Consider the following 24,170-nt stretch of genomic DNA (forward strand, 5'->3'; position numbering starts at 1 on the left):
TATTTCATGGACAGGTAAACACGCGACATGAACCAAAGTCTGCTCGTTACGAAACGCGATGGCCGCCAAGAGCGCATCGACCTCGATAAGATTCACCGGGTGCTGGACTGGGCAGCTGAAGGGCTGAACAATGTCTCCGTCTCGCAGGTTGAGTTGCGTTCCCACATCCAGTTTTACGATGGCATCAAAACCTCGGACATTCACGAGACCATCATCAAAGCTGCTGCCGATTTGATCTCCCGTGACGCGCCTGATTACCAGTACCTGGCCGCGCGTCTGGCTATCTTCCACCTGCGTAAAAAAGCGTACAGTCAGTTTGAGCCACCGAAGCTGTACGACCAGATAGTGAAAATGGTCGAGATGGGCAAATACGATCGCCATCTGCTGGAAGACTACAGCACCGAAGAGTTCGAGCAGATGGACGGCTTTATCGACCACTGGCGCGACATGAACTTCTCCTACGCTGCGGTGAAGCAGCTGGAAGGCAAATATCTTGTGCAGAACCGCGTCAGCGGTGAAATCTACGAGAGCGCACAGTTCCTGTATATTCTGGTCGCCGCCTGCCTGTTCTCCGGCTATCCGCGCGATACGCGTATGGATTACATCAAGCGTTTCTACGATGCGATCTCAACGTTCAAGATCTCGCTGCCTACGCCTATCATGTCCGGCGTGCGCACCCCGACCCGTCAGTTCAGCTCCTGTGTACTGATCGAGTGTGGCGACAGCTTGGATTCCATCAACGCCACCTCCAGCGCTATCGTGAAATATGTGTCACAGCGTGCCGGTATCGGCATCAACGCTGGTCGCATTCGTGCGCTCGGCAGCCCGATTCGCGGCGGTGAAGCGTTCCACACCGGCTGTATCCCGTTCTATAAGCACTTCCAGACGGCGGTAAAATCCTGCTCGCAGGGCGGCGTGCGCGGCGGTGCGGCAACGCTGTTCTATCCGATGTGGCATCTGGAAGTGGAAAGCCTGCTGGTGCTGAAAAACAACCGCGGCGTCGAAGGCAACCGCGTGCGTCATATGGATTACGGCGTGCAGATCAACAAACTGATGTACACCCGCCTGCTGAAAGGCGAAGACATCACCCTGTTCAGCCCGTCCGAGGTGCCAGGTCTGTATGACGCGTTCTTCGCCGATCAGGATGAGTTTGAGCGTCTGTATACCAAATATGAGAAGGACGACAGCATCCGCAAGCAGCGCGTGAAAGCCGTCGACCTGTTCTCGCTGATGATGCAGGAACGTGCCTCAACCGGCCGTATCTACGTGCAGAACGTTGACCACTGCAACACCCACAGCCCGTTCGATCCGGCAATCGCGCCAGTGCGTCAGTCTAACCTGTGCCTGGAAATTGCGCTGCCGACCAAACCGCTGGAAGACGTCAATGACGAAAGTGGCGAGATTGCGCTGTGCACCCTGTCCGCCTTTAACCTCGGTGCGATTGAAAGCCTGGACGATCTGGAAGAGCTGGCCACGCTGGCAGTACGCGCGCTGGATGCCCTGCTCGATTACCAGGATTACCCGATTCCGGCTGCGAAACGCGGTGCGATGGGTCGTCGTACCTTGGGTATTGGCGTGATCAACTACGCCTATTACCTAGCGAAACACGGTGTGCGCTACTCCGACGGCAGCGCCAACAACCTGACGCACAAAACCTTTGAAGCCATTCAGTACTGGCTACTGAAAGCCTCCAACGAGCTGGCGAAAGAGCAAGGTGCCTGCCCGTGGTTTAAAGAGACCACTTATTCGCAGGGCATTCTGCCAATCGATACCTATAAAAAAGATCTCGACAGCGTATGTAATGAGCCGCTGCACCTTGACTGGGAAGCGCTGCGTGAGTCGATTAAAACCCACGGCCTGCGCAACTCCACGCTGTCTGCACTGATGCCGTCTGAGACCTCTTCGCAGATTTCGAACGCCACCAATGGTATCGAGCCGCCGCGCGGTCACATCAGTATCAAAGCGTCGAAAGACGGGGTTCTGCGCCAAGTGGTACCGGAGTATGAGCGTCTGAAAGATCAGTACGAACTGCTGTGGGAAATGCCATCAAACGACGGCTATCTGCAGCTGGTTGGCGTGATGCAGAAGTTTATCGATCAGGCGATTTCATCGAACACCAACTACGATCCAGGCCGTTTCGCCAATGGCAAAGTGCCGATGAAACAGCTGCTGAAAGATCTGCTGACCGCGTACAAATTTGGCGTGAAGACCCTGTACTACCAAAACACCCGTGACGGTGCCGAGGATGCGCAGGACGATCTGGCGCCTTCTATTCAGGACGATGGCTGCGAAAGCGGCGCCTGTAAAATTTGATTGAAAGGCGCCTGCGGGCGCCTTATCGTGTCTGGGCCAGCAGCGGCTGGCCCGTTTCACTTTTGGACTTAGTCATGGCTTACACTACTTTCTCACAGAACAAAAATGACCAGCTGAAAGAGCCGATGTTCTTCGGCCAGTCAGTGAACGTTGCCCGTTTCGACCAGCAGAAATACGACATCTTTGAAAAGCTGATCGAGAAGCAGCTCTCTTTCTTCTGGCGTCCGGAAGAAGTTGATGTCTCGCGCGATCGCATCGACTATCAGGCGCTGCCGGAGCACGAGAAGCACATCTTCATCAGTAACCTGAAGTATCAGACGCTGCTGGATTCCATTCAGGGCCGCAGTCCGAACGTGGCGCTGCTGCCGCTGATCTCGATTCCCGAGCTGGAAACCTGGGTGGAAACCTGGGCGTTCTCCGAGACCATCCACTCACGCTCGTACACCCACATCATCCGTAATATCGTCAACGATCCGTCACAGGTGTTTGATGACATCGTGACTAACGAGCAGATTCTGGCGCGCGCGCAGGATATCTCGAAGTATTACGATGATCTGATTGAGATGACCAACTACTGGCATCTGCTGGGTGAAGGCACGCATCAGGTGGCGGGCAAGAGCGTGACCGTGAATCTGCGTGCGCTGAAGAAGCAGCTGTATATTTGTCTGATGAGCGTTAACGCGCTGGAAGCGATTCGTTTCTACGTCAGCTTTGCCTGCTCGTTCGCCTTCGCCGAGCGCGAACTGATGGAAGGCAACGCCAAAATTATTCGTCTGATCGCCCGTGACGAAGCGCTGCACCTGACCGGCACTCAGCATATGCTGAATCTGATGCGTACCGGTGAAGACGATCCTGAAATGAAAGAGATCGCCGCCGAATGCCGCGACGAGTGCTTCGACCTGTTTAAGAAAGCGGCCGAGCAGGAAAAAGAGTGGGCTGAGTATCTGTTCAGCGGCGGCTCAATGATTGGTCTGAACAAGGACATTCTGTGCCAGTACATTGAGTACATCACCAATATTCGCATGCAGGCGGTGGGCCTTGATCTGCCGTTCCAGACGCGTTCTAACCCGATTCCATGGATTAACTCGTGGCTGGTGTCAGATAATGTGCAGGTGGCGCCGCAGGAAGTTGAAGTGAGCTCCTATCTGGTGGGTCAGATCGACTCCGAAGTGGGCGAAGACGACTTCAACGATTTCCAGCTGTAAGCATGAGTCGTTCCGTGGTAATTCTTCGCAGCTCCGGCTCCCGGCTGGAGTGCGCAGACGAACAACCTAATCTGCTGACGACGCTGGAAGCAAACAATGTGTGCGTCGAGTTTCAGTGTCGTGAAGGCTACTGCGGCTCCTGCCGCATGCGTCTGCTGAAAGGCGAAGTGGATTATGCGGAAACCCCACTGGCGTTTATTCAGCAGGGCGAGATTCTGCCCTGCTGCTGTAAAGCCAAAGGGGAGATTGAGATCGAGCTGTAACCTTCCGGCCGTACTGCTGAATCCCCTTTTATCGCGTTGAGATCCCGCATGGTCAGAGGGGGAACTGAGCACGCCGGAACGGCAAAACCCGCTCCCTGCGGGCCTCGACACGCGGCATCCCTGCCGCGTGACGTCCGGCTAAGCCCAGCTTCCCCCTCTTCCCTTTCAATTCTGGTGCTGCTGTAACAGGCACCCGACAACAGCGACCACCGAATCCAGCAGGCCCCAGGGAAGGGTTTATGCCGGTGCGGCAAGCGGCTATGCCTCTCACGACGCGGCACCCAACACAAAGCGATGCTGATCCCATGGCATCAGCAATCACAAGCCTAGAAAGAGTTAGCTCTTCACCGTCTCCAGGACATCAATCCAGCCGTGACCGGTACTGACTTCACTGCCGTGCAACCAGCGGCGCAGCATATTCATCGCCATCATCGCCACCACTTTCTGACGGGTTTCCAGATTATGCCGCCCGTGGGTAAATTTCACCCGCTGGCCCCAGCTGGCTTCCGGTTTGTGCAGCGCAATCGACACTTCCCCTTCCTGCAGATCGCCAACCGACAAAGCCAGCACCGTGCCCTGCTGAGCGGCCAACTGACGCGTACGCGTAACCTGCGCTTCCAGCGACTCCTCACGTGCCGGCAGCAGCTCGGCGGCGCTAAGCGGCACCTGCGCGGCGGCCAGCTGCCAGTGCAGCAACCCGGCCATGTATTGTTCGCTAAGAGCAAGGCGGAAGCCGCGATCGTGCAGTTCCCGCGCCAGCACGGCCGGTAACCCTTCGAAGCCTTCAAAAATGGTGCACTCGGCCAGCAGTAATTTAACCTGCTGCCACACCTGCTCCATCGCCACGCGCTGGCTGGCCGGGCCGGTCAGTTTGATCTCAATGATGGGCATCGACGAACGGTAGCCCATCACTACGCCTTCCGGCAGCGGCAGCGGTTCAAGCTCGGCGGCGATATCGCTCTCGCCGCGGCCAAAGGTGGTCAGACGCAGGCACAGCGGGGGTTCTGGCAACGCAAAACGCGCCTTAAGACGCGGAATAATCTGCTGCTCAACCATCACTTTGAATTCTGACGGCACGCCGGGGGTAAAGAATATCCAGCAGCGATTAAGTTGCAGGGCAAACCCACAGGCGGTGCCGACCGGGTTATCGATCAACTCGGCATTGGCCGGAATCTCCGCCTGCTTGCGATTACTGGGCGCCATGAGCCGCCCGCGGCTGGCAAACCAGGCTTCCATCTTCTCCAGCCACGCCTGCTGCAGCACCAGTTCGCTGCCGCTGGCGGTGGCCGCTGCCTGCGTGCTGAGATCGTCGCTGGTCGGCCCCAAGACCGCCGTTCACGATCAGCACGTCGGCAATCTGACTGCGGCTCTGTAGCCTTCAACCAGCGAGCTCATCGCATCGCAGACCGTGCTGCGACTGGTCATCGGCAGGCCGTGCTGAAACAGCACATCGCCCAGCCACGCGGCGTTGGTATCGACAATCTGCCCATGTAACACTTCATCGCCCGTTGAGAGCATTTCGACACGTATCACGATCTATTCTCCTTATCCCTGTGGCTTTCACTGTAGGGAGCGCGCAGGCGAAACACAATCGCCGCCGGTGCGAAATAGCGGGTTAATCGCGATGCGAAAAGGAAACAGCGGGAAAGCAGGAATCGGGCGCGACGGACATCGCGCCCACGGGGATTAACGGCGCGCCAGCAGCAGGCCAACAAACAGACCGGCAGCCGCACCGATACCAATGCCCTGCCACGGTTTTTCATGCAGGTAATCGTCGGCACGATACGCTGCCTGTTTGGCACGATAGTAATAGCTGTCGGCCGCTTGGTTCACGCGATTTTTCACGTCTTCCAGCGCCTGCTCGGCTTTCTGCTTCAGTTCGATATATTTCTGGTCCGCCGGATCGCCCGAGGAGCGCAGCACTTCTTCCAGCGTTTCCGTCAGCAGCGCCAGATCGTCATCAAGACGGGTTTCAAATTGATCGGTAGATGACATGTTCACAATCCTCCATGTTTAAATGCGGTGTCAATTAACTATAGTCATAAATTGCGTTTTTGCGCCGCGCCGTCATCCGCTGACTGCGCTTTTTACCGCGCTGAACGCAAAGTTATGTCATCCGGGGCGTTGCTCGCGGAATTGTGCTTCGTTTATTTTATTAATCTGATAAATTTTCAGCGGACTGAATTTTTTATTTTCGCCACTGTCGTAACCCCCCCTGTAGCCTGACGCTAAATGTCTCGCGACAGCCTCAATACACCCGAGCAGCTAAGGAAAAGATTTCCGGCATGAATCGTAGAAAATTTATGAAAGCGTCCATGGCCCTCTCTGCCGTTAGCGGCATGACCGGGCTCTCCTCGCTGTTTGCGCAGTCCGCCTAGGCCGATGATGGCATCGCCGACGGAACCGCCGTGCGCTTCGATTTCGATGTGCTGAAAAAGAAAGCCGCGGCTCTGGCCAAACAGCCTTGGGGCGGCGCGCCCGGCCCCCGGCCCCCTGCCCGCGACCCTGGCCAATCTGACACCGCAGGCGTATAACGAAATTCAGTACGACGCTAACTACTCACTGTGGAACAACATCGCCGACCGCGAGCTGGATGTGCAGTTCTTCCACGTTGGCATGGGCTTTAAGCGCCGCATTCGCATGTTCTCCGTGGACGCAGCCAGCCGCGAGGCGCGGGAAATCCACTTCCGTCCGGAACTGTTTAATTATCACAACGCCAACGTGGATACCCAGCAGCTGGTGGGTAAAACCGACCTCGGCTTTGCCGGTTTCCGCGTCTTTAAAAAACCGGAGCTGGCGCGACGCGACATCGTTTCTTTCCTCGGTGCCAGCTACTTCCGCGCGGTGGATGAAACCTACCAATATGGCCTGTCGGCCCGTGGCGTCGCGGTTAACACCTTCAGTAATGGCCAGGAAGAGTTTCCGGACTTCACCGCCTTCTGGTTCGAGACGCCAAAAGCTGAAGACACCACCTTTGTGGTGTATGCACTGCTGGACGGTGCCAGCGTCACCGGTGCCTACAAGTTCACCATCTACTGCGAAGAAAAACGCGTGGTGATGGAGGTAGAAAACCACCTGTTTGCGCGCAACGAGATTCGTCAGCTCGGTATTGCGCCAATGACCAGCATGTTCAGCTGTGGCACCAACGAACGCCGCATGTGCAATACCTATCATCCGCAGATTCATGACTCCGATCGCTTGGCGATGTGGAGCGGCAACGGCGAGTGGATTGCCCGTCCGCTGAATAACCCGCAGCGCCTGCAGTTTAATGCCTATCAGGATGAAAACCCGCGCGGCTTCGGTCTGCTGCCGCTGAATCATGATTTCAAAGATTATCAGGACGTGATTGGCTGGTATGACAAACGACCCAGCCTGTGGGTGGAGCCGATCGGTAAATGGGGTAAAGGTGCCATCAACCTGATGGAGATCCCGACGACCGGGGAAACGCTGGATAACATCGTTTGCTTCTGGCAGCCGGCCGAGCCGGTCAAGGCTGGCAGTGAGTTTACTTTCCAGTACAAACTTTACTGGAGCCGGCTGCCGCCGGTCCGCAGCGGTCTGGCCCGCGTTGATGCGACGCGCACCGGTATTGGTGGCTTCCCGGAAGGCTGGGCACCGGGTGAACACTTCCCGGACCAGTGGTGCCGCCGCTTTGCTATCGATTTCATTGGCGGCGACCTGCAGGCGGCCGCGCCGAAAGGCATCGAACCGGTGATCACCGTGTCGTCCGGCACCTTCAAACAGGTGGAGATTCTCTACGTCGAACCGCTGAAAGGTTACCGTATCCTGTTTGACTGGTATCCGAACAGCGACTCAACTAAACCGGTGGATATGCGTCTGTTCCTGCGCACCAAAGATGAGACGCTGAGCGAAACCTGGCTGTATCAGTACTTCCCGCCACCGCCCGATCAGCGCAAGTACACCGACGACCGGCAGATGACGCCGGGCTAACCTGCACGGCGAGGCAAACAACTCGCCGTTAGTTTTTCTGCATGCCGACGTGCGGAATATTATCTTTCAGATAAACGTCCGTGACCGCCCGGAAGCCCAGACGACCATAAAAGCCTTCCAGATGCGCCTGCGCGGACAGATACACCGCCCGCTGCGGCCAGTGCTGTTCGCCGCTGTTCAGCGCCTGCTCCATCAGCCGATAGCCCAGTTTCAGGCCGCGCGCCTCTTCTGACACAATCACCCGACCAATGGTCACCGGCGAGGAAGCCAGCGCGGGCGTCAGCAGACGCGCATAGGCCAGCAGTTTGCCATCAAGAAAGCCCAGCAGATGGCGGTTATCAGCCGTCAAATCCTGGCCATCTATGTCCTGATACGGACAGGTCTGTTCGACGATGAACACCTGATTGCGCAGCGCCAGCACGGTATACAGCTGCTGCGCGGTCAGTTCACTGTGGTGGCAATCAAGCCATTGCATATCCATAGTGCTTCCTTGTCTGAGCGAAAAAAGTGATCTTCACAGCCTATCACAGCGCATGCGCTAAACGCAGTGGGCAGCACGTAACATGAGCTGACACGCGGAGCAATGTGATCAAACTCTCAAATTGCAGGCAAAAAAAATCAGGCCCGCAGGCCTTCTTGTGAAGATGACGCGCTATTTACATCAGCGGCTGAACCAGCTGCACCAGCGTGATGAGCGGCTGCGGATAAACACCGAGCAGCAACACTAGCATGGCGGAGATCAGCACTACCACACCACCCGCGGTGAACGCCCAGTTGGCCGGGGTATCGCGGGTGTGCAGTTCCGGCGGGCTGAGGTACAGGCTCACCGTAACGCGCAGGTAGTAGTACAGACCAATGGCGCTACCGGCTACAACCGCCGCGGTCAGCCACCACAGATGCGCGTTAACACCAGACGCGATGACGTAAAACTTACCGATAAAGCCCAGCGTCATTGGGATACCGGCCAGCGATAGCATCATCACCGTCATCACGGCGGAGAGAATCGGACGATGCCAGAACAGACCGCGATACGAGTAAAGCGTATCCGCATCCGGACCACGGTACGGGCTCGACATCAGGCTGACCACACCGAAGGCGCCGAGGCTGCTGAACAGGTAACCTGCCAGATAGACGCCCGCGGTTTCCAGCGACAGCTGATGGGTTTTCACCGCAATCAGCGCCACCAGCAGATAACCAAGATGCGCGATAGATGAATAGCCGAGCAGACGCTTGATGTTGCTCTGCGAAATCGCCATCAGGTTACCGAAAAGAATCGAGACGAAGGCAATCACACCCAGCACGGTGCGCACCGCTTCACTGTCGGTCACCGGTGCGTACATGAACAGACGCATGATGACCGCAAAGATAGCGATTTTGCTGGCGGTGGCGAGGAAGGTCGAGACCGGAGCCGGCGCGCCCTGATAAACGTCTGGCGTCCACAGATGGAACGGCACCAGCGACAGCTTAAAGCCAAGACCGATGATCATCATGCCCAGCCCGACCAGCAGCAGCGGCTGCTGAATCATGCTGTCATTCAGGCTCTTGCCGAGCTGGACAAAGCTCAGGCTGCCGGAATCGGCGTAGACCAGCGCAATACCGAAGATCAGGAATGAGGAGGCCACAGCCGACAGAATCATGTACTTCAGCGCCGCTTCCAGCGAGCGCTTCTGACGGAAGGCGTAGCCGATGAGACCAAACAGCGGCAGCGACAGCAGTTCGATACCGATGAACAGCGCTGCCAGATGGTTGGCGCTGGCCAGCACGATCCCGCCCAGCGCAGCGATCAGCACCAGCAGATAGAACTCATCTTTGTTGTCCGGGAAACCGGCCAGCCAAGGATAAGCAAAGGTGCAGGTCGCCAGACTCGCCAGCATCACCAGCGCGGTATAGAACATCGAGTAGCCATCCACGCGCAGCAGCGGCGTGACATCCATAGCGCCCACGTGGCCCACAAACCACAGCGACAGCAGCGCGAGGTTGAGACCGATGACCGTCAGCGTGGCATTAACAAAGTGGTTGCGTCGCCACGCAATGGACAGCATCACAACCACCACCGTCAATCCGACGATTAACAGCGGTAGCAACGCGATCAATTGTTGAGGAGTTATTGTCATGGCGAATTACGGCCTTGTAGTTGAAATTGAAGCGGTAAACCACTGCTGAATATTGCTCATCGCAGCATGGGACGTGTCGAGGATTGGCTGCGGATAAACGCCCAGCAGCACCAGCAGCACGACCAGTACACCGATGATCAGGAATTCGCGCGGCGACATTCCAGCCAGCGGCTCTTTTGATTTGGCTTCGCCGTAGTAAGCGCGCTGCATCATGATCAGCGAGTACACCGAGGCAAACACCAGGCCGAAGGTGGCAATCACGATAATCAACGGCACCACCTGATAGCTGCCGGTCAGAATCATGAACTCACCAACAAAGTTACCGGAGCCCGGCATACCGAGGTTGGCCACGGCAAAGAACAGCGACAGGCCCGGAATCCACTTGATGCGCGACCACAAGCCGCCCATCTGGCGCATGTCACGGGTATGCAGACGTTCATACAGCTGACCGCACAGGATGAACAGCGCCGCTGCCGACAGGCCGTGCGCAATCATCTGCACCACCGCGCCCTGGAACGCCAGCTGGCTGCCGGTGTAGATGGCAATCAGCACGAAGCCCATGTGCGAAATCGAGGTGTAGGCGATCAGGCGTTTGATATCGGTCTGCGAGAACGCCATCCAGGCGCCGTAGAAGATACCGATGATGCCGAGCCATATAGCGATCGGTGCGAACTCCGCCGATGCATTCGGGAACAGCGGCAGGCTAAAACGCAGCAGGCCGTAAGCAGCGGTTTTCAGCAGGATACCGGCAAGGTCAACCGAACCGGCGGTCGGTGCCTGGCTGTGCGCATCCGGCAGCCAGCCGTGTAGCGGCACCACCGGCATTTTCACCGCAAAGGCGATGAAGAAGCCGAGCATCAGCAGATACTCAACGGTGTGTGACATTGGCGTTTTCAGCAGCTCTTCATAGCTGAACGTCCAGACGCCAGTGGCGTTGTAGTGCACAAACACCAGCGCCAGAATGGCAATCAGCATCACCAGACCTGACGCCTGGGTATAGATGAAGAACTTAGTTGCCGCGCTGATACGGGTTTTCCCGTCAGACGCTTTGTGACCCCAGAGCGCGATGAGGAAGTACATCGGCACCAGCATCATTTCCCAGAAGAAGAAGAACAGGAACATGTCGATGGCGAGGAACACGCCGATCACGCCGCCGAGAATCCACATCAGGTTGAGGTGGAAGAAGCCCTGATACTTTTCGATTTCATTCCACGAGCAGAGAACCGCCATCAAACCCAGCAGGCCGGTCAGCACCACCATCAGCAGCGACAGACCATCCAGCGCCAGATGAAAATTAATGCCAAAGCGTGGGATCCACGACACTAGGAAAGTCGACTGCCACTGCGGCAAGCCCGCAGCCTGCGTCAGCGAATAGCCGCCCTGCAGCCACAGCTGCAGGCCCAGCGCCAGCGTCAGCCCCATGGTGATCAGGGCAATCCAGCGCGGCACCTTCGCGCCAAGGCGCTCAGCCAGCCAGCAAAGCAAGCCCCCAACAAAGGGTATAATTATTAGCCAAGGTAATAACACGGCGTATATTCCCTATTTTCGTCTTCGTTCAGGCTATCGGACGCGCCCGTTTCGCCTCGCCCGCGCGGGCAACTTTCACGTATTGCTACGCGCCGGTTGCTGCGCTGGCGAACACCAAACTGACTGCGTTGATCTCACCCGTGCATCAGACAATTTTGAACATTCTTACGTGGGGCGCTAAACCATCGCGCGCCCCGCTCATCAATCGTTAAATCACCAGCATCAGCGCCAGCACCACCACGGCACCGACGCTCATTGACGCGATATACCAGCGCAGATAGCCGTTCTCACTCACCACCAGACCTTTATTACCGATGCGCGACAGCAGCGCCGGCAGGTTCATCAGTGAATTGAGCGGATCGCGCTGCAGCAGCCAGGCAATGCCAAGGTACGGTTTAACAAATACCTTGTCGTACAGCCAGTCGAAGCCCCAAGCCGCAAACCACCAGGTGCCGAAGAAACGGCCCGGCGCGCTGTTGGCGATGCGGGTGACCAGCTGACGTTTGCCCAGCCACAGCGCGGCGGCAATCAGGATACCGATAATCGCCACGGCACCCGAGGTGATTTCCAGCGCCACTTTGCCGGTTTCACCGAACTCGTTCTGCGGCAGTACGCCCGCCAGCGGAGGCGTAATCAGCGCGCCAATGAAGGTTGAGAGCGCCAGCAGCACAATCAGCGGCAGGTGATGCGTAATGCCTTTACCGGCATGCGCATGAATTTTCTCTTCGCCGTGGAACACGATGAAGATCATGCGGAAGGTGTAGATTGAGGTAAGGAATGCGCCTGCCAGGCCCGCGACCATCAGATTAATGTGACCGTTTGCCAGTGCACCGAACAGAATCTCGTCCTTACTGTAGAAGCCGGCGGTAATCAGCGGCAGCGCGGCCAGCGCGGCACCACCCACCAGGAAGCAGACATACACCAGCGGGATGCTCTTACGCAGACCACCCATTTTGAAAATGTTCTGTTCGTGGTGACAGGCCAGAATCACTGAACCGGAGGAGAGGAACAGCAGCGCCTTGAAGAACGCATGGGTCATGAGGTGGAAAATCGCGGCGTCCCACGCCTGTACGCCCAGCGCCAGGAACATGTAGCCGATCTGACTCATGGTGGAGTAAGCCATCACGCGTTTGATGTCGGTCTGTACCAGCGCGGCGAAGCCCGCCAGCACCAGCGTAATCGCACCAACGATCCCCACCAGATGCAGCACTTCCGGCGTCAGCAGGAACAGACCGTGGGTGCGGGCAATCAGATAGACGCCTGCGGTTACCATGGTGGCAGCGTGGATCAGCGCGGAGACCGGCGTCGGACCGGCCATCGCATCTGCCAGCCACGTCTGCAGCGGCAGCTGTGCCGATTTACCCACGGCACCGCCCAGCAGCATCAGCGTCGCACACTGCAGCATGTGGTTGTCCGCCGCGAAGTGCGCCGGGGCCAGCTCCATCAGCTCACGGAAGTTCAGCGTTCCCAGTTCGTTGTAGAGAATGAACAGCGCAAAGGCGAGGAACACATCACCGACACGGGTGATGATGAAGGCTTTCATCGCCGCTTTGCCGTTTTCCGGATTGCTGTAGTAGAAGCCAATCAGCAGGTAGGAACACAGCCCTACCCCTTCCCAGCCGAGGTACATCAGCATCAGGTTATCGGCCAGCACCAGCACCACCATGCTCGCGATGAACAGGTTGGTGTAGGCGAAGAAGCGTGAATAGCCCTTTTCACCGCGCATGTACCAAGAAGCGAACATGTGGATGAAGAAGCCGACGCCCGTCACCACCGACAGCATGGTCAGCGACAGACCATCCAGCACTAGGTTCACTTTGATGTCAAAGTTACCGACGTGCATCCAGGTCCACAGCGCCTGGGTAAACGGCTGCTGGCCGTGACTGAAGAAGTCCACACCCACAAATACGGTGGTCAGCGCCGCAAGGCCCACTGAACCCATCCCCAACGCAGCCGACAGGTTCTCCGACCCGCGACCACGGGAAAACGCCAATAGCAGGAAGCCAATCAGCGGAAATAATACGGTTAAATAGAGAAGATTCATCCGCGCATCTCGCTCACTGTGTCAATGTTCAGCGTCTGACGACGACGATAGAGCTGGAGCAGCAGCGCCAGACCAATACTGGCTTTCGCCGCCGCGAGGCTGATTGCCAGGATATACATCACCTGGCCGTCGGTTTGTCCCCAGTAGCTGCCTGCCACCACCAGCGCCAGCGCCGCGGCGTTGATCATGATCTCCAGACCGATCAGCATAAACAGCAGGTTGCGGCGCAGCACCAGCGAGGTCAGGCCGAGAACAAACAGCACAGCAGCCAGAGTCAGGCCGTGTTGTAACGGGATCATGCGTGCTCCTCCTTATTGGCCGCCGCGTCTGACACGCGGTTGCTCAGCACTTCGCCCTGACGATCTTCACGTCCGATATGAAACGCCACCACCAGACCGGCCAGCAGCAGCATTGACGCCAGCTCAACCGCCAGAACATACGGGCCAAACAGACTGATGCCCACCGCTTTGGCATCGATGACGGTGCCATCAATACCCTGGTCGGTCGCAGTCATGATGGCGTAGATCATCACGACCAGCAGCAGCAGCGAGACAATGCCCGGACCGATCCACAGCGACGGCTTCAGCCATTCGCGCTCCTGATCCTGCTGGGTTTTACCTAGGTTAAGCATCATCACCACGAACACAAACAGCACCATGATGGCACCGGCATAGACGATGATCTCCAGCGCACCGGCAAAATAGGCACCCATCGAGAAGAACACGCCGGCAATCGACAGCAGCGAAACAATCAGGTACAGCAGCGCATGTACCGGATTGGTATGGGTGATGACGCGCAATGTCGTCAGCACCGCCACCAGTCCGCAAAGATAAAACGCAAATTCCATACCTGGCTCCTTAAGGTAATAAGCCTTTAACGTCGATCGGTTTGGCTTCGTTTTCCGCGTCGCCTTTGTCTTTACCGTCGATCGCCATACCTGCCATGCGGTAGAAGTTGTACTCCGGATATTTACCCGGACTGGAAATCAGCAGGTCTTCCTTCTCATACACAAGATCCTGACGCTTGAACTCACCGAGTTCGAAGTCCGGCGTCAGCTGAATCGCGGTGGTCGGGCACGCTTCTTCACATAAACCACAGAAGATGCAGCGCGAGAAGTTGATGCGGAAAAACTCCGGATACCAGCGGCCATCCTGCATCTCCGCTTTCTGCAGCGAAATACAGCCGACCGGGCAGGCAACGGCGCACAGGTTACAGGCCACGCAGCGCTCTTCACCGTCCGGATCGCGCGTCAGCACGATACGGCCACGGTAGCGCGGCGGCAGATAAACCGGCTCTTCCGGATACATCTGGGTCTCGCGCTTGGCGAAGGCATGCATGCCAATCATCCAGATACTGCGCACTGTCGTGCCAAAGCCAACGACAATATCTTTTAAAGTCATCTCAAAACCCCTTACGGCGCGTTGTACAGAATCACTGCGGCAGTGGCCAGCAGGTTCAATAACGTCAACGGCAGACATACTTTCCAGCCGAACGACAGCACCTGGTCATAGCGTGGACGCGGCAGCGCAGCACGAATCAGGATAAACATCACCATAAAGAACGCCGTTTTCAGGGCGAACCAGATGAACGGCGGCAGGAACGGACCGTGCCAGCCACCGAAGAACAGGGTGACGATCAGCGCCGATACGGTAGTAATGGCCACGTACTGACCGACAAAGAACAGGCCGAACTTCATCCCGGCATATTCGATGTGGTAACCGTCGGCCAGCTCCTGTTCCGCTTCCGGCTGGTCAAATGGATGACGGTGGCACACCGCGACGCCGGCAATACAGAAGGTCACAAAGCCAAAGAACTGCGGGATGATGTTCCACAGGTGCGTCTGGCTCTCGACGATGGCGTTCAGGTTAAAGGAACCCGCTTGCGCCACCACGCCCATCAGCGACAGGCCGAGGAACACTTCGTAGCTCAGGGTCTGCGCTGAGGCACGCATTGCACCGAGCAGCGAGTATTTGTTGTTACTCGACCAACCCGCGAACAGCACGGCGTACACCGCCAGACCCGCCATCATCAGGAAGAACAGCAGACCGATGTTCAGGTCGGTGACCATCCAACTCGGCGAAACCGGCACAATCGCGAACGCCAGCAACAGCGAAACGAAGGCGATGACCGGTGCTAGGGTAAAGATGAAGCGATCGGTAAATGGCGGAACCCAGTCCTCTTTAAAGAACATTTTGATCATGTCCGCCGCCAGCTGCAGCGAGCCGCCCCAGCCTACGCGGTTCGGTCCATAACGGTTCTGCCACAGGCCGAGCAGACGACGCTCGGCAAAGCTCATGAAGGCACCACAGGCCACTACCACCAGCAGGATCACAATGGCTTTCACCACCTGCAGGATGATGTCAATAACGTCCGGTGTCAGCCAGCTCATTGCGCTGCCTCCTGCAGTTTGTCAATTTGCGCACCCGCGAGGAACGGCGGTACACTCGGCATGCCGAGCGGCAGACCCACCTGCCCCGCCTGCAGTGCCGCAGAGAAGCGCACCGGCAGACGCAGCGTTTCACCGGCGCAAACCAGCTCCACGGACGCACCGTTGTTAACGCCCAGCTTCTCAGCATCTGCCGGGTTGATCACCAGCGTGGCCGGTGCCATGCGTTTCTGGAAGGTTGGCGAGCGCTGAGTCATCTCTTCACTACCAAACAGCTGATAGTAAGGTGCCACGCGATACTGACTGCCGCCCACGAAGCGTTCCGGAACCTGGCTGAACCAGTCCAGTACACTTTCGCTGGCTTCAAACAGACGCACGCCCGGATCGCCATGACGCAGTTTACCGCCCACTTCCGCCTGGAACTTGTTCCACGCCTGGGGTGAGTTCCAGCCTGGCGCCCAGGCAAAAGGAATCTGCGAACGCGGTGCCGACGGCTGGTTGTTACCTTCCATGGAGAAGGCAAACATGGTGTCTTTATCCTGCGGCTGACGCGGTTCGTGCACGCTGATGTTGGCGCGCGCGGCGGTACGGCCACTGGCACGATGCGGTGAACGCGCCAGTTTCTGACCACGGATACAGAAGTTGGCATCCGGCGCCGCATCCTTAATCCCTTTCAGCTGCGGCAGCGCCACAATCGCGGCATCAATCACGTGATCGAGCTGCGTCCAGTCAATCTGGCGGCTCTCGACGGCGCTGTGCAGCGAATGCAGCCAGCGCCAGCTCTCCAGCATCACCACGCTATCGTCGTAATAGGCCGGATCGTAAACCTGGAAGAAGCGCTGGGCGCGACCTTCATGGTTGATGGAGGTGCCGTCGCTCTCGGCAAAGCTGGCGGTGGAGAGCACCAGACCGGCTTTCTCCAGCGTGGCTGTGCGTTGATGATCAACCACAATCACGTGCGCGGTGTTATGCAGCGCCGCATCGACGGTGGCTTTCGGCGCGTGACGGTAGAGCTCGTTCTCCAGTACCACCAGCGCTTCCGCTTCGCCTTTATCCAGCTGCTCCAGCGCGCTGTCCAGCGACTGGCCGCCCATCAGGCCGAGACCGAAGCTGTTGGCCGCGCCGGCGAGGAAGGTAATACCGACGTCGGCACCGCGCGCTTTCAGCGCTTTGGCCACGTTCGCTGCCGCTTCAATCATTGCCGTACTGCCCGAGTGGGTACCGGAAATGATCAGCGGTTTTTTCGCGCCGGCCAGCGCCTGTACCACCACGTCCAGCTTGCCATTCAGGCTGCTGTCAAAGTCGCTAACCGCCGGTGCGCTGTCATCCAGTGCGTGCGCGATGGCGAAGCCCAGGCGTGCCTGATCTTCCACCGGTGCGCGATAGCTCCACTCGGCGATATCATCGAGACGGGTTTCATCAACATTAGTGACAAACAAAGGATGTTTGGCGTGCTGACCAATGTTGAGGATGGCGGCGATCTGCCAGTCCGCGACTTTCTGGGCGGCGGCCATTTCGCGTGCTTTACCTTTAACGGCCTGACGCACCGAAAGCGCCACGCGGGCACCGACCTGAGTCAGGTCTTCACCCAGCACCAGCACGGCGTCATAGCTTTCAATTTCACGCAGCGATGGCGTGTATATGCCGCCCTGCTGCAGCACTTTCAGCATCAGCTCAACCCGCGCCTGCTCAGCTGCGGGCATACCGGTTGAGAAGTTTTCCGCGCCCACCAGTTCGCGCAGCGCGAAGTTGCTTTCAATACTGGCGCGAGGTGAACCGATACCGATCACCTTCTTCGCCTGACGCAGGATATCTGCTGCGGCATTAACCGCCTGTTCTGCGTTCAGCGTGATACGGTCGCTGCCGCGCAGCTGTTCCGGATGACGCGGACGATCTTTACGGTTCACGTAGCCATAGCCAAAACGGCCACGGTCGCACAGGAAGTAGTGGTTCACCGATCCGTTGTAGCGGTTTTCGATACGACGCAGCTCGCCATAGCGCTCGCCCGGGCTGGTGTTACAACCCACGCAGCACTGCTGGCAGATGCTGGGCGCAAACTGCATATCCCACTTACGGTTATAGCGTTCAGAGTGGGTTTTATCGGTGAATACGCCGGTCGGACAGATTTCTACCAGGTTACCGGAGAATTCGCTCTCCAGCGTGCCATCTTCCGGACGGCCAAAGTAGACGTTGTCATGTGCGCCGTACACGCCGAGATCTTTGCCATCGGCGTAATCTTTGTAGTAGCGCACGCAGCGGTAACAGGCGATACAGCGGTTCATCTCATGCGAGATAAATGGCCCGAGATCCTGATTCTGATGGGTACGTTTGGTAAAACGGTAGCGACGGAAGCTGTGTCCCGTCATTACCGTCATATCCTGCAGGTGACAGTTACCGCCCTCTTCGCACACCGGACAGTCGTGCGGGTGGTTGGTCATCAGCCACTCCACCACGCTTTCACGAAACTCTTTCGCTTCGCCATCGTCGATGGAGATGAAGGTGCCGTCAGACGCAGGCGTCATGCAGGACATGACGAGGCGACCACGAGTATCTTCGGCATTCTGGAATTGCTTCACCGCGCACTGGCGGCAGGCTCCCACGCTTCCCAGCGCCGGATGCCAGCAAAAATAAGGAATATCAAGGCCCAGAGACAGACACGCCTGCAGCAGGTTGTCCGCTCCGTTCACATCATATTCTTTACCGTCAACATGGATTGTAGCCATAGTGAACATGCTTCCGTAAGGCTCGTCCGCAGACGAGCGTTAAACATCTATAATTCTTGCCTCGCAGCCTCAGGGCCCGGGCGATTCCGTGTACGGCAGCGGCTTACCAGCGCGCTTTCAGCAGGTTAGGCTGAATCCCGCCAATGGCGCGGGTATTGCCAAACACCTGCGGCGCAATGCCGGCTTCAAACTCGTCACGGAAATATTTAATCGCGCTCTGCAATGGCTCAACGGCACCCGGTGCGTGGGCGCAGAACGTCTTGCCCGGACCGAGCTGGCGGCACAGCTGCAGCAGGGTTTCGATATCCCCCGGCTGGCCTTTTTTTTGCTCCAGCGCACGCAGGAGCTTCACGCTCCACGGCAGACCGTCACGGCACGGCGTACACCAGCCGCAGGACTCGCGCGCAAAGAACTCTTCGAGGTTGCGTACCAGCGACACCATATTGATTTCGTGGTCCACCGCCATGGCCAGCGCGGTACCCAGACGGCTGCCGGCTTTGCCGATGCTGGCAAATTCCATCGGCAGGTCGAGATGCTGCTCGGTCAGGAAGTCGGTACCGGCTCCGCCCGGCTGCCAGGCTTTGAACTTGAGGCCATCGCGCATACCGCCGGCATAATCCTCGAGGATTTCACGTGCGGTGGTACCAAACGGCAGCTCCCACACGCCCGGATTTTTCACCCGACCGGAGAAGCCCATCATCTTGGTACCGGTGTCTTCGCTGCTGGAGATGTTTTTGTACCATTCCACGCCATTCAGGAAGATCGCCGGCACGTTGGACAGCGTCTCAACGTTGTTGACGCAGGTCGGTTTGCCCCAGACGCCGGCACTGGCCGGGAACGGCGGCTTGGAACGCGGGTTAGCGCGGCGCCCTTCCAGCGAGTTGATCAGCGCGGTCTCTTCGCCGCAGATATAGCGGCCCGCACCAGTGTGAACAAACAGTTCGAAATCGAAGCCGGTGCCAAGAATGTTTTTGCCAAGATAGCCCGCGGCAGTGGCTTCGGCGATGGCACGACGCAGGTTTTCCGCGGCTTCGATGTATTCACCGCGCAGGAAGATGTAGCCACGGTAGGTTTTCAGCGCAAACGCACTGATCAGCATGCCTTCCACCAGTTGGTGCGGCAATTGCTCCATCAGCAGGCGGTCTTTATAAGTGCCAGGTTCCATCTCATCGGCGTTACACAGCAGGTAACGGATGTTCATGGATTCATCTTTTGGCATCAGGCTCCATTTCAGGCCGGTGCTGAAACCTGCACCGCCGCGCCCTTTCAGGCCGGAGTCCTTCACCGCGGCGACGATCTCGTCTTGGCTCATGCCCTTCAGCGCTTTATCGGCGCCAACGTAGCCGTTTTTACTGCGGTATTCATCGAACCACACCGGCTGTTTGTCGTCACGCAGACGCCAGGTCAGCGGATGGGTTTCCGCAGTACGAATGATCTGTTTAATGGTCATTGATACTGCTCCAGCAGGTTGGCGATGCCTTCCGGCGTCAGGTGAACGTGGGTATCTTCATCCACCATCATGGTCGGGCCTTTGTCACAGTTGCCGAGGCAGCAGGTTGGCAGCAGCGTAAAGCGGCCATCCGGCGTGGTTTGTCCCGGCTTAATGTTCAGGTTCTGCTCCAGCGCCGCCTGAATGCCTTGGTAACCGGTGATGTGGCACACCACGCTGTCGCAATAGCGGATCACGTGGCAGCCAACCGGCGTACGGTAGATCTGGCTGTAAAACGTCGCCACACCTTCTACGTCGCTGGCCGGAATGCCCAGCACCTCTGCAATCGCGTTGATGGCACCGTCCGGTACCCAGCCGCGCTGCTTCTGCACGATCTTCAGCGCTTCAATCGACGCCGCGCGCGCATCTTCGTAGTGATGTTTTTCATGCTCAATAGCGTGGTGCTCGGCCTCGCTCAGCACAAAGACCTCAGTCGGGTCGATGGTTTGAATGGCAATTTTTTGATCGTGCATAATTAGCGGTCCACGTCTGACATAACAAAATCGATACTACCGAGGTACACGATCAGGTCGGATACCAGGCTGCCGCGAATCACCGAAGGGATCTGCTGCAGATGCGGGAAGCTCGGCGTACGCACGCGGGTGCGGTAGCTCATGGTGCTGCCATCGCTGGTCAGGTAGTAGCTGTTGATCCCTTTCGTTGCTTCAATCATCTGGAACGATTCGTTGGCCGGCATCACCGGGCCCCACGAAACCTGCAGGAAGTGCGTGATCAGGGTTTCAATGTGCTGCAGCGTGCGCTCTTTCGGTGGCGGCGTGGTCAGCGGATGATCGGCCTTAAACGGCCCTTCCGGCATGTTTTTCAGACACTGCTCCAGAATACGCAGCGACTGCCACATCTCTTCCATCTTCAGCTGCACGCGGGTGTAAGCGTCGCTGATGCCCGCGCCGACCGGCACTTCGAAGTCGAAGTTTTCATAGCCGGAGTGGGGACGCCATTTACGCACGTCGAAGTCCAGACCGGTGGCGCGCAGACCGGCACCGGTGGTGCCCCACGCCAGCGCTTCGTCCATGTTATAGGCGGCCACGCCCTGCGAACGGCCCATCAGCACGGTATTGCGCAGCGCGGCTTTGTCGTACTCTTTCAGACGCTTCGGCATCCAGTCGAGGAACTCACGCAGCAGACGTTCCCAGCCTTTCGGCAGATCGTGCGCCACGCCGCCGATGCGGAACCACGCCGGGTGCATACGGAAACCAGTGATCGCTTCCACCACGTCATAGATTTTCTGACGGTCGGTAAAGGCAAAGAACACCGGCGTCATGGCACCGACGTCCTGAATAAAGGTGGAGATGTACAGCAGGTGGCTGTTGATACGGAACAGTTCTGACAGCATCACGCGAATCACATTCACGCGATCCGGCACGGTGATGCCCGCCAGCTTTTCCACCGCCAGCACGTAAGGCATTTCGTTTACGCAGCCGCCGAGGTATTCGATACGGTCGGTATACGGAATATAGCTGTGCCAGGACTGACGCTCGCCCATCTTCTCCGCGCCACGGTGGTGGTAACCCACGTCCGGCACACAGTCGACGATCTCTTCGCCATCCAGCTGCAGAATGATGCGGAACGCACCGTGCGCAGAGGGGTGGTTTGGACCGAGGTTGAGGAACATGAAGTCCTCATTGGTGGTGCCACGCTTCATGCCCCAGTCTTCCGGCTTGAAGGTCAGTGACTCCATCTCCAGATCTTCTTTCTGCTTAGTCAGCGTGAAAGGATCGAACTCGGTGGCGCGCGCCGGGTAGTCTTTACGCAGCGGGTGCCCTTCCCAGGTCTGCGGCATCATGATGCGCGTCAGGTGCGGGTGCCCGTTGAAGGTGATACCGAACATCTCCCAGGTTTCGCGCTCGTACCAGTTGGCGTTGGCGAAAATTTTGGTGATGGTGGGCACATTCAAATCGTTTTCAGACAGCGCCACCTTGAGCATGATGTCGCGGTTGCGTTCAATCGACAGCAGGTGATAGAAAACGGAAAAATCCGCGGCGGGCAGACCGGCGCGGTGGGTACGTAAACGCTCATCGAAACCGTGCAGGTCATAGAGCATGACGTACGGCTTCGGCAGCTTACGCAGGAATTCAATGATTTCCAGTAGCTGTTCACGCTTCACCCAGACGACCGGAATGCCGGTGCGGGTGGCCTGAACGGTAAAGGCATCTGGCCCAAAACGGTTACGCAGCTCGCCGATCACCGGATCATGCAGGTGATCCCGGGTTTGCCATGCTGGTTGAGCGAGATCTTGCGTGGTTAAATCTGTCATACGTTACTCACCATTCCGGCCTTTAATCAGGCACTAAAAAGAAGGCGTCAGGATGGCGGCACACACTACGTTGTCATTATCTGCTGCGGCCGTGGCTCCATCCGTGTACGGGGTACTTAAACTTCGTCTGGGGTTCTCAGGTTGGTGACGGCAATACGCTCACCACGCTTTCTTTCACGCTCAGACTGCATATTGGCGCGATACACGCCCTGATCGCCAACCACCCACGAGAGTGGACGACGTTCTTTGCCGATAGACTTACGCAGCAGCAGCAGCGCCTGCATGTAAGCTTCCGGACGTGGCGGACAACCCGGGATATACACATCAACCGGCAGGAATTTATCCACACCCTGCACCACCGAATAGATGTCATACATGCCGCCGGAATTGGCGCAAGCCCCCATCGAAATCACCCATTTCGGTTCCAGCATCTGGTCATACAAACGCTGAATCACCGGCGCCATTTTGGTAAACGGCGTACCGGCGATCACCATAAAGTCAGCCTGACGTGGCGAGGCGCGCATCACTTCCGCACCGAAACGCGCCACATCATGTACTGCGGTGAATGACGTGGTCATTTCCACGTAGCAACAGGAAAGGCCGAAGTTATACGGCCAGAGAGAGTTTTTACGACCCCAGTTCACCATGTCATGCAGGGCGTGCTCGAGCTTGCCCATATAGACGCTGCGATGAACGTGCTGCTCCAGAGGATCGGTAACAATCTCCTGTTTCTGCAGGGGATAACGGTCGTTATCGCCCCCGTTCGGGTCTACGCGTGTCAGCGTGTAGTCCATCTTATTGCCTCGCTTTTACTGCTTATGAGGGTTGGTGTGACTGTGGCTGACCGGGCTCGATTTGACGACGACGCGACGACGCGCAGGCGCCCAATCCAGCGCACCAATGCGCACCAGATAAACCAAGCCTGCCAAGAGCACCAAAATGAAAATTGCGGCTTCGACAAAGCCGACCCAGCCGCTTTCGCGAATGGAGGTCGACCATGCGTATAGATAGAGGGCTTCGACGTCGAAAATGACGAAAAACATCGCAACCAGATAGAATTTTGCCGAGAGGCGGATATGGGTATCACCGACGGATTCGATACCGGATTCAAACGGCGTGTCTTTGTGGCGCGCGAGTGCACGTCCACCTAACAACCAGCCACCGGTTAACATAAAGGCACACAGGCCAAACGCGATAACAATGAAAACAATAAACGCCCAGTGATGAGCGATGACTTCTGTGGTTGTTGACATACTCTTTGCTTACTCATCAAAAGTGGCGATGGCATCCTGCACTGTCGCAGCAAACACACCACATCGATTCAAGGGAAGGATAAAAAACCTTATAAACTTTGCTGTCTTTATCAATTAAGCAGCAATTTTATGGGGTTTTTTACTCCTTTCTATAACCTTTTGTCAACTTTGACAAAAGTACCCAAACATTAATTTACACCCGCATCATATTATTAACATATGCACCCCTGAGCGTCAGCTAAATCGCTTCAGTTTGTACGGTTAATTTCAGTGTAGCGGGTATTCACATGCATGGATCGTGCATTTAACAATGCATAGTTTGACAGGTCTTGCGGGGATTTCCCCCCCCTTATCGGGGGTATTTTTTTGATCCAGAACACATATTGACGTTTTTTGCTGGAAAAACCGGCAGGCGGTCTGGCCACAGGCGGAGATAAAGTTGGTACGAAATGATAAATAAATTCCGCGCAGGATGAAAATGAAACACATTTCACTTTTCAGGAAGTTAGTGAAATTAACAGGTGCAAATTGTGCTAAAAAAGCGGAAATAACTGCCATAAAAAAAGCCTTAGCTGATTTTCATCAGGCTAAGGCTCTTTTCTCTAACTTTTAACAATTATCTGGCAT

The 24,170-nt window shown here is 57.0% G+C and carries 18 protein-coding genes and 3 pseudogenes; 5 read left to right on the forward strand and 16 right to left on the reverse strand.

Features of this window, described 5'->3' with window-relative positions; genetic code table 11:
• The first annotated feature begins 27 nt into the window (after positions 1-27).
• The 3 genes from nrdA to yfaE all read left to right on the forward strand — a co-directional run bounded on the left by nrdA (position 28) and on the right by yfaE (position 3,781).
• Positions 28-2,313, forward strand: a complete 2,286-nt coding sequence (gene nrdA / locus AC6I8M_RS02240; RefSeq protein WP_498013650.1) for a class 1a ribonucleoside-diphosphate reductase subunit alpha — start codon at positions 28-30, stop codon at positions 2,311-2,313.
• Positions 2,314-2,387: 74 nt separating this feature from the next.
• On the forward strand, positions 2,388-3,518 hold the full coding sequence (gene nrdB, locus AC6I8M_RS02245) for a class Ia ribonucleoside-diphosphate reductase subunit beta (RefSeq protein WP_010618064.1): 1,131 nt from the start codon (positions 2,388-2,390) through the stop codon (positions 3,516-3,518).
• 2 nt (positions 3,519-3,520) lie between these two features.
• Positions 3,521-3,781, forward strand: coding sequence for a class I ribonucleotide reductase maintenance protein YfaE (yfaE, locus tag AC6I8M_RS02250; protein ID WP_010618063.1), 261 nt, complete (start codon positions 3,521-3,523; stop codon positions 3,779-3,781).
• 336 nt (positions 3,782-4,117) lie between these two features.
• Here the strand turns inward: yfaE and AC6I8M_RS02255 are convergent.
• Positions 4,118-5,299 (reverse strand): annotated as a pseudogene (locus AC6I8M_RS02255) (nicotinamide mononucleotide deamidase-related protein YfaY).
• A gap of 168 nt (positions 5,300-5,467) precedes the next feature.
• Positions 5,468-5,776 (reverse strand): stress response protein ElaB, encoded by a 309-nt coding sequence (gene elaB / locus AC6I8M_RS02260; protein ID WP_010618062.1) that lies wholly within the window; start codon positions 5,774-5,776, stop codon positions 5,468-5,470.
• A 290-nt stretch (positions 5,777-6,066) separates the two neighbouring features.
• On the opposite strand from elaB, the pseudogene AC6I8M_RS02265 reads away from it, so the two are divergent.
• A pseudogene (locus AC6I8M_RS02265) lies at positions 6,067-7,732 on the forward strand (glucan biosynthesis protein D).
• A gap of 28 nt (positions 7,733-7,760) precedes the next feature.
• On the opposite strand, the gene AC6I8M_RS02270 reads toward AC6I8M_RS02265, so the two are convergent.
• The 14 genes and pseudogenes from AC6I8M_RS02270 to AC6I8M_RS02335 form a co-directional block, all read right to left on the reverse strand.
• Entirely contained in the window at positions 7,761-8,213 is a 453-nt protein-coding gene (locus tag AC6I8M_RS02270) for a GNAT family N-acetyltransferase (RefSeq protein ID WP_010618060.1), read from the reverse strand.
• 175 nt (positions 8,214-8,388) lie between these two features.
• A complete protein-coding gene (gene nuoN / locus AC6I8M_RS02275) occupies positions 8,389-9,846 on the reverse strand; it encodes an NADH-quinone oxidoreductase subunit NuoN (RefSeq protein WP_041387182.1) in 1,458 nt (485 codons plus the stop codon).
• 6 nt (positions 9,847-9,852) lie between these two features.
• A complete protein-coding gene (gene nuoM, locus AC6I8M_RS02280) occupies positions 9,853-11,373 on the reverse strand; it encodes an NADH-quinone oxidoreductase subunit M (protein WP_010618058.1) in 1,521 nt (506 codons plus the stop codon).
• 208 nt (positions 11,374-11,581) lie between these two features.
• Entirely contained in the window at positions 11,582-13,417 is a 1,836-nt protein-coding gene (gene nuoL / locus AC6I8M_RS02285; RefSeq protein WP_022548150.1) for an NADH-quinone oxidoreductase subunit L, read from the reverse strand.
• Positions 13,414-13,716 carry an NADH-quinone oxidoreductase subunit NuoK gene (gene nuoK / locus AC6I8M_RS02290; protein ID WP_010616083.1) on the reverse strand — a complete coding sequence of 101 codons (303 nt, stop codon included), beginning with the start codon at positions 13,714-13,716 and terminating at the stop codon, positions 13,414-13,416. Before nuoK ends, nuoL begins: the two co-directional genes overlap by 4 nt.
• Complete coding sequence (gene nuoJ / locus AC6I8M_RS02295; protein ID WP_010616082.1) at positions 13,713-14,264, reverse strand: NADH-quinone oxidoreductase subunit J; 552 nt, start codon at positions 14,262-14,264, stop codon at positions 13,713-13,715. Before nuoJ ends, nuoK begins: the two co-directional genes overlap by 4 nt.
• A 10-nt stretch (positions 14,265-14,274) precedes the next feature.
• A complete protein-coding gene (nuoI, locus tag AC6I8M_RS02300) occupies positions 14,275-14,817 on the reverse strand; it encodes an NADH-quinone oxidoreductase subunit NuoI (protein WP_010616081.1) in 543 nt (180 codons plus the stop codon).
• Positions 14,818-14,828: 11 nt separating this feature from the next.
• Positions 14,829-15,806: an NADH-quinone oxidoreductase subunit NuoH gene (gene nuoH, locus AC6I8M_RS02305; protein WP_010616080.1), complete on the reverse strand. Its 978-nt coding sequence runs from the start codon at positions 15,804-15,806 to the stop codon at positions 14,829-14,831.
• Positions 15,803-18,526, reverse strand: coding sequence for an NADH-quinone oxidoreductase subunit NuoG (gene nuoG / locus AC6I8M_RS02310; RefSeq protein WP_010616079.1), 2,724 nt, complete (start codon positions 18,524-18,526; stop codon positions 15,803-15,805). Before nuoG ends, nuoH begins: the two co-directional genes overlap by 4 nt.
• Positions 18,527-18,629: 103 nt before the next feature.
• Positions 18,630-19,970 (reverse strand): NADH-quinone oxidoreductase subunit NuoF, encoded by a 1,341-nt coding sequence (nuoF, locus tag AC6I8M_RS02315; RefSeq protein WP_195910842.1) that lies wholly within the window; start codon positions 19,968-19,970, stop codon positions 18,630-18,632.
• 2 nt (positions 19,971-19,972) lie between these two features.
• Positions 19,973-20,516, reverse strand: a pseudogene (nuoE, locus tag AC6I8M_RS02320) (NADH-quinone oxidoreductase subunit NuoE).
• The gene (nuoC, locus tag AC6I8M_RS02325; protein WP_010616077.1) at positions 20,491-22,290 is read right to left on the reverse strand and encodes an NADH-quinone oxidoreductase subunit C/D; all 1,800 of its coding nucleotides are present in this window, start codon (positions 22,288-22,290) and stop codon (positions 20,491-20,493) included. Before nuoC ends, nuoE begins: the two are co-directional and overlap by 26 nt.
• 116 nt (positions 22,291-22,406) lie before the next feature.
• Positions 22,407-23,084 (reverse strand): NuoB/complex I 20 kDa subunit family protein, encoded by a 678-nt coding sequence (locus AC6I8M_RS02330; protein ID WP_010616076.1) that lies wholly within the window; start codon positions 23,082-23,084, stop codon positions 22,407-22,409.
• A 15-nt stretch (positions 23,085-23,099) separates the two neighbouring features.
• Entirely contained in the window at positions 23,100-23,543 is a 444-nt protein-coding gene (locus AC6I8M_RS02335; protein WP_010616075.1) for an NADH-quinone oxidoreductase subunit A, read from the reverse strand.
• A 478-nt stretch (positions 23,544-24,021) separates the two neighbouring features.
• Between AC6I8M_RS02335 and AC6I8M_RS02340 the strand changes: the two genes are divergently transcribed.
• On the forward strand, positions 24,022-24,156 hold the full coding sequence (locus AC6I8M_RS02340) for a hypothetical protein (RefSeq protein WP_498013651.1): 135 nt from the start codon (positions 24,022-24,024) through the stop codon (positions 24,154-24,156).
• The last annotated feature ends 14 nt before the right edge of the window (positions 24,157-24,170 follow it).

This window comes from Type-A symbiont of Plautia stali, from assembly GCF_059731155.1.

Coding starts and splice junctions, on each gene's coding strand:
- nuoN (WP_041387182.1), bottom strand. CDS start 9,846: ATGACAATAACTCCTCAACAATTGATCGCGTTGCTACCGCTGTTAATC.
- nuoC (WP_010616077.1), bottom strand. CDS start 22,290: ATGACAGATTTAACCACGCAAGATCTCGCTCAACCAGCATGGCAAACC.
- AC6I8M_RS02330 (WP_010616076.1), bottom strand. CDS start 23,084: ATGGACTACACGCTGACACGCGTAGACCCGAACGGGGGCGATAACGAC.
- nuoK (WP_010616083.1), bottom strand. CDS start 13,716: ATGATCCCGTTACAACACGGCCTGACTCTGGCTGCTGTGCTGTTTGTT.
- nuoG (WP_010616079.1), bottom strand. CDS start 18,526: ATGGCTACAATCCATGTTGACGGTAAAGAATATGATGTGAACGGAGCG.
- nrdB (WP_010618064.1), top strand. CDS start 2,388: ATGGCTTACACTACTTTCTCACAGAACAAAAATGACCAGCTGAAAGAG.
- elaB (WP_010618062.1), bottom strand. CDS start 5,776: ATGTCATCTACCGATCAATTTGAAACCCGTCTTGATGACGATCTGGCG.
- nuoL (WP_022548150.1), bottom strand. CDS start 13,417: ATGAATCTTCTCTATTTAACCGTATTATTTCCGCTGATTGGCTTCCTG.
- AC6I8M_RS02335 (WP_010616075.1), bottom strand. CDS start 23,543: ATGTCAACAACCACAGAAGTCATCGCTCATCACTGGGCGTTTATTGTT.
- nuoJ (WP_010616082.1), bottom strand. CDS start 14,264: ATGGAATTTGCGTTTTATCTTTGCGGACTGGTGGCGGTGCTGACGACA.
- AC6I8M_RS02270 (WP_010618060.1), bottom strand. CDS start 8,213: ATGGATATGCAATGGCTTGATTGCCACCACAGTGAACTGACCGCGCAG.
- nuoI (WP_010616081.1), bottom strand. CDS start 14,817: ATGACTTTAAAAGATATTGTCGTTGGCTTTGGCACGACAGTGCGCAGT.
- yfaE (WP_010618063.1), top strand. CDS start 3,521: ATGAGTCGTTCCGTGGTAATTCTTCGCAGCTCCGGCTCCCGGCTGGAG.
- nuoH (WP_010616080.1), bottom strand. CDS start 15,806: ATGAGCTGGCTGACACCGGACGTTATTGACATCATCCTGCAGGTGGTG.
- AC6I8M_RS02340 (WP_498013651.1), top strand. CDS start 24,022: ATGAAACACATTTCACTTTTCAGGAAGTTAGTGAAATTAACAGGTGCA.
- nrdA (WP_498013650.1), top strand. CDS start 28: ATGAACCAAAGTCTGCTCGTTACGAAACGCGATGGCCGCCAAGAGCGC.